Source organism: Burkholderia sp. Ap-955, from assembly GCF_011753045.1.
Classification (GTDB): domain Bacteria; phylum Pseudomonadota; class Gammaproteobacteria; order Burkholderiales; family Burkholderiaceae; genus Burkholderia; species Burkholderia lata_D.
The window spans coordinates 1-4,917 of the sequence record NZ_VWWH01000178.1 but is presented as its reverse complement, the minus strand read 5'-3'; the positions used below and the strand labels follow the sequence as shown (position 1 = coordinate 4,917).

Genomic DNA, 4,917 nt, shown 5'->3' with positions numbered 1-4,917 from the left:
CGCCTGCGCGGTCAGCTCGGCCCACAGCGCATCGCCGCGCCAGGCCGGGCGCGCCGCCGAGCGTTCCGCGTCGTGCACGAGCGCGCACAGTCGCGCATTGACGGGCGCGTGCCCGCCGAAGTGCGCGGCCAGCCGCACGACCTCGCCGTTGATCCACTCGACTTCCGTCGCCCGCCCCGCCGCAAGATCGTCGGACATCGACGAACGCGCGAGCGGGTCGATCGCGAGCATCCGGCCGCCGAGCACGCGAAACGCCGGATCGGGCAAGTCGAGCACGGCCGGGAGCCACCCGGCCGGCAACGGCGTCAGCCGCGCGGGCCGGATCGCGGCCCGCGCCAGCCAGTGCAGCGCTTCGCGCTGCGCAAGCGCAACACAGCGCCGGTACGCACGTTGCGCGAGTTCGTCGCGCAGCGGCAGGTTCGCGAGCGCGTTGACCGCGTTGTTCAGGTTGAGCAGCAGCTTCGCCCATTGCACGGCCCGCATGTCGCGGTGCAGCACGAGCAGCAGCCCGGCGCGCGCGAATGCGTCGGCGAACGGCGTCAGCGCGGGGGAGGCTTCGGCCGCCAGCGCACCGGCCGAACCCTGGTGAAACGCACCGGGCTCGCGCTCGATCACGTTGAACGGCACCATGCCGGCCAGCACGGTGGCATGCGGCAGGGCTTCGCGCAGCACGTCGGCGTTGTGCAGGCCGTTCTGGAAACTGATCACGACCGTGCCGGGCCGCTGCACGCCGGCAAGCTGCACCGCGGCCTCACGCGTCGCGGCCGATTTCACCGCCACGAGCACGAGCCGCGCGGCGGCCGCAGCCGCCGGATCGGTCTCGAACACGACGTCGGCCGGCGCGAGCGTCGCGCGATAGCCGCGCTGGTCGGTCAGCGTCAACCCGTGCCGATGAATCGCGTCACCGATCCGTGCGCGGCCGACGAGCGTCACATGCGTGCCGGCCGCCGCAAGCCGGCCACCGAGATAGCAGCCGACGGCGCCCGCGCCGAACACGCAAACCGGGGTGTCAGACATGCGAATGCGCGCCGCCGTGCACGGGGCCGGCCCGACGCTCGACTTCGCGGCGCACGTCACCGCGCAGCCCCGCGAAGAACGCGACCTCGGCAACGACGAACAGCGGCCCGACCATCAGGCCGACCAGATCGTCGACGAACGCGGGCTTGCGCCCCTCGAACCAGTGCCCGACGAACTGCACGATCCAGCCGACGACGAACGCGCCGATGCCGATCGCGAGCCATTGCGCGGTCGGCAGCGACGCGAGCGCCTGTGCGGCCCACAGGCCGAGCGCGAACAGCGCGGTCATCACGATCCCGAACCGCAGGTCGAGACGCACGTAGAACACCGCGAACGCGACGGCCAGCAGCAGCGCCGGCGACAGCGCGATGCCGGCCAGCATCCCGAGCGCCGGCCTCGACAGCAGCACCTCGACCGCGAACACGATCATCGGAATGCCGACCAGATGCGTCGCGATGTTGCGCGCGTCGCGATGGTAGGCCGCATACTGGGAAAGACGGTCTTCGAGGGTCTTCATCGCGTCTCCTGATCGGTTATTGAGCGCTATGATGCGCGTCACGCCCGAGAACCTCTGTCAGCTACCCGACATCGCGTGCCCATGCCTGCCTCGCTCGCCCCGTACCTGCCGCAGATCGAAGTGAACCCGTGGTTCGCCGCGCTGCCGCCCGCGCTGCGCGCCGACCTGATCGCGCGCGCGACGCTGCGCCGTCTGCCGGCCGGTCATGCGTTGTTCCGGCGCGGCGACCCGCCATGCGGGCTGTACGCGGTACTGGCCGGTTCACTCACGATAGGTGCGGTCGACCCGCAGGGCAAGGAAGCGCTGCTGACGGTGGCCGAGCCCGTCACCTGGTTCGGCGAAATCGCGCTGTTCGACGGCCAGCCGCGCACGCACGACGCGATCGCCCTCGACGACGCGCTGCTGCTGCACGTCCCGCAGGCCGCGCTGCTCGCGATCCTCGACGCGACGCCGCAATACTGGCGGCAATTCGCGCTGCTGATGGCGCAGAAACTGCGCCTGAGCTTCCTGACCGTCGAATCGATGAGCGTGATGCCGGCCGCGCAGCGGCTCGCCGCCCGCCTGCTGATGATCGCCGACGGCTACGGCGGGATCAGCGCCGGCCGCACCCGCATCCGGCTGTCGCAGGAAAAGCTCGCGGCGATGCTGTCGCTGACGCGGCAGACCACCAACCAGTTGCTGAAGGCGCTGCAGGCCGACGGCGTCGTGCGGCTGCACGTCGGCGCGATCGAGCTCGTCGACGTCGATGCGCTACGGCGCGCGAGCGGGTTGCCCGACGGCATGCGCTGAGCCCCGCACGACCGCGGCACGGCCTCCCCGCCGTCACCGCGTTGCGCTATCGTGGCGGCTCGTCCGTTCTTCCGCCCGCACCGCCTTGAGCACGTCGACCGCCTCCGCTCCCTCCCGCCATCCGTGGCCGGTGTTCATCGCGTTCCTGCGGCTCGGCCTCACGTCGTTCGGCGGCCCGGTCGCGCATCTCGGCTACTTCCGCACCGAATTCGTCACGCGGCGCGGCTGGCTCACCGAGCGCACGTACGCGGATCTCGTCGGGCTGTGCCAGTTCCTGCCGGGGCCCGCGAGCAGCCAGGTCGGGATGGCGATCGGCCTCGCGCGCGCCGGCTACGCGGGCATGTTCGCCGCATGGCTCGGCTTCACGCTGCCGTCGGCGCTGCTGATGATGCTGTTCGCGCTCGGCGTGCATGCAACGGGCGCGCCGATCGAAGCCGGCGCACTGCACGGGCTGCGCATCGTGTCGGTCGCCGTAATCGCGCAAGCCGTATGGGGCATGGCGCGCACGCTGTGCCCGGATGCGCGCCGCGTCACGCTGATGGCCGCGGCCGCCTGCGTTGCGCTGCTCGCACCGGCCGCGTGGACCCAGGTTGCGGTGATCGTCGCGGCCGGGTTGGCCGGCCTCGTGCTGCTGCCGCAGCCGACACGCGACGCGCACGATCCGTTGCCGCTGCACGTGTCGCCTCGCGCGGGCGTGCTGTGGCTCGCGCTGTTCGCGGCGCTCCTCGTCGTCCTGCCGTTCGCTGCCCGCGCGCTGCGCTCCGACACGCTTGCCGTCGTCGATGCGTTCTTCCGCACGGGTGCGCTCGTGTTCGGCGGCGGCCACGTGGTGCTGCCGCTGCTGCAGGCGGCCGTGGTCGCACCCGGCTGGGTCGGCGATGCGGCGTTCCTGGCCGGATATGGCGTCGCGCAGGCCGTGCCGGGGCCGCTGTTCACGTTCTCGGCGTTCCTCGGCGCATCGCTGCACAACGCGCCGAACGGCTGGCTCGGCGGCACGATCGCGCTGGTGTCGATCTTCGCGCCGTCGTTCCTGCTGGTGGCCGGCACCGCGCCGTTCTGGGAGCGCCTGCGCCGCAGCACGCGGATGCAGGCCGCGCTCGCAGGCGTGAACGCGGCCGTCGTCGGGCTGCTGGTCGCCGCGCTCTATCACCCGGTCTGGACCGACACGATCGTGGCGCCGCGCGATCTGGCCGCCGCGCTCGTCGCATTCGTCGCGCTGGTGTTCTGGCGCGTGCCGCCGTGGGCCGTCGTGATCGCGAGCGCCGGGCTCGGGTGGGGGTTCGGCCTGCTGGCCTGATCGGGCACGCGCGGCACGTTCGCAGGCCGCAAAAAACAAAAAGCCCTCGCTTCGAGGGCTTTTTGCTGGGTGCCGCGCGCCGTAGCGGCGCGCGGGCGCCGGACCTTACGCGAAGTTCTTCGCTGCGAAGTCCCAGTTCACGATGTTCCAGAACGCTTCGACGAACTTCGGACGTGCGTTGCGGTAGTCGATGTAGTACGCGTGTTCCCACACGTCGATCGTCAGCAGTGCCTTGTCGGCGGTCGTCAGCGGCGTTGCTGCGTTGCTCGTCGACACGATGTCGAGCGAACCGTCAGCCTTCTTCACGAGCCATGCCCAGCCCGAGCCGAACGTGCCGACTGCAGCCTTCGTGAACGCTTCCTTGAATGCGTCGTACGAACCCCACTTCGCGTTGATCGCGTCGCCCAGCGCGCCCGTCGGTGCGCCGCCGCCGTTCGGCGACAGGCTGTTCCAGAAGAACGTGTGGTTCCAGATTTGCGCGGCGTTGTTGAAGATGCCGCCCGACGACTTCTTCACGATCTCTTCCAGCGACAGGTTTTCGAATTCCGTGCCCGGGATCAGATTGTTCAGGTTCGTCACATAAGCCTGATGGTGCTTGCCGTAGTGGTACTGGATCGTCTCGAGCGAGATGGTCGGCGCGAGTGCGTCTTCAGCGTACGGGAGCGGCGGGAGCGTATGAGCCATGGCGATTCCTTCGTTGAGTATGTAGGGAGGCTGTGTTGAATGCTGCCGAGCGTCCGATTGTAGGCGAGGACGAATAACCCCGCAAACTCACGGGCCATTTATCCGCGGTATGCGGAAAAGCGATGTTTGCGCAACGTCCGGCAGGACGAACCCGACGATGCGCAGCATCCGTTCCCGCCACGGTGCATGTGTTGCGACGACGCTCGTTTCGCTCGCGCCGCGCCGCTTCGCTTAAGTCAGATCGTATCCGTCAGCCGCGGCTGCACGTCGGCGATCGACACGTCGGCCGAACCTTCCGCGAGATGCACGGTCAGGCGGCGCTGCGGCTTCAGCGCGTTCGGCGTGCGCACCGCGCGGCCCGTCTGCGCATCGATCAGCGCCGCATAACCGCGCTCGAGCGTGCGCTGCGGGCTCAATACCTCGAGCCTTGCCGCACAGGCTGACACGCGAGCCGTGTCGCGTTCGTGACGGCGCTGCAAGGCCAGCGCAAGACGCTGCGACAGCCCCGCGAGCGCCTGGCGCGCCTGCGATGAATCGGGGCGTGCGCGCTGCCAGCGCAACTGCGCGAGCGCGAACCGCGCGCGCGCGTCGCGCACCGGCCGCGACGCCGCCG

At 70.2% G+C, this 4,917-nt stretch carries 6 protein-coding genes; 2 read left to right on the top strand and 4 right to left on the bottom strand.

Annotated elements, in window-relative coordinates:
* Both F3J15_RS36925 and F3J15_RS36920 read right to left on the bottom strand, forming a co-directional pair.
* Nucleotides 1–1,017: 2-dehydropantoate 2-reductase (locus F3J15_RS36925; RefSeq protein WP_166897698.1), on the bottom strand; the 1,017-nt coding region annotated here is incomplete at its 3' end.
* On the bottom strand, nucleotides 1,010–1,534 hold the full coding sequence (locus tag F3J15_RS36920; RefSeq protein WP_166897695.1) for an Mpo1-like protein: 525 nt from the start codon (nucleotides 1,532–1,534) through the stop codon (nucleotides 1,010–1,012). The genes F3J15_RS36925 and F3J15_RS36920, both read right to left, overlap by 8 nt.
* Nucleotides 1,535–1,615: 81 nt before the next feature.
* Between F3J15_RS36920 and F3J15_RS36915 the strand changes: the two genes are divergently transcribed.
* Nucleotides 1,616–2,323, top strand: coding sequence for a Crp/Fnr family transcriptional regulator (locus tag F3J15_RS36915; protein ID WP_166897693.1), 708 nt, complete (start codon nucleotides 1,616–1,618; stop codon nucleotides 2,321–2,323).
* Nucleotides 2,324–2,408: 85 nt separating this feature from the next.
* On the top strand, nucleotides 2,409–3,620 hold the full coding sequence (chrA, locus tag F3J15_RS36910; protein WP_166897691.1) for a chromate efflux transporter: 1,212 nt from the start codon (nucleotides 2,409–2,411) through the stop codon (nucleotides 3,618–3,620).
* A 105-nt stretch (nucleotides 3,621–3,725) separates the two neighbouring features.
* Here chrA and sodB read toward each other — a convergent pair whose 3' ends face one another.
* Entirely contained in the window at nucleotides 3,726–4,304 is a 579-nt protein-coding gene (gene sodB, locus F3J15_RS36905; RefSeq protein WP_011352986.1) for a superoxide dismutase [Fe], read from the bottom strand.
* Nucleotides 4,305–4,540: 236 nt separating this feature from the next.
* Nucleotides 4,541–4,917, bottom strand: a 377-nt coding sequence (locus F3J15_RS36900) for an exodeoxyribonuclease VII large subunit (protein ID WP_275692421.1), incomplete at its 5' end; no start/stop codon positions are given.

Excerpts from the sequence above, each read along its gene's own strand:
- F3J15_RS36920 (WP_166897695.1), bottom strand. The coding sequence starts at position 1,534 with ATGAAGACCCTCGAAGACCGTCTTTCCCAGTATGCGGCCTACCATCGC.
- F3J15_RS36915 (WP_166897693.1), top strand. The coding sequence starts at position 1,616 with ATGCCTGCCTCGCTCGCCCCGTACCTGCCGCAGATCGAAGTGAACCCG.
- sodB (WP_011352986.1), bottom strand. The coding sequence starts at position 4,304 with ATGGCTCATACGCTCCCGCCGCTCCCGTACGCTGAAGACGCACTCGCG.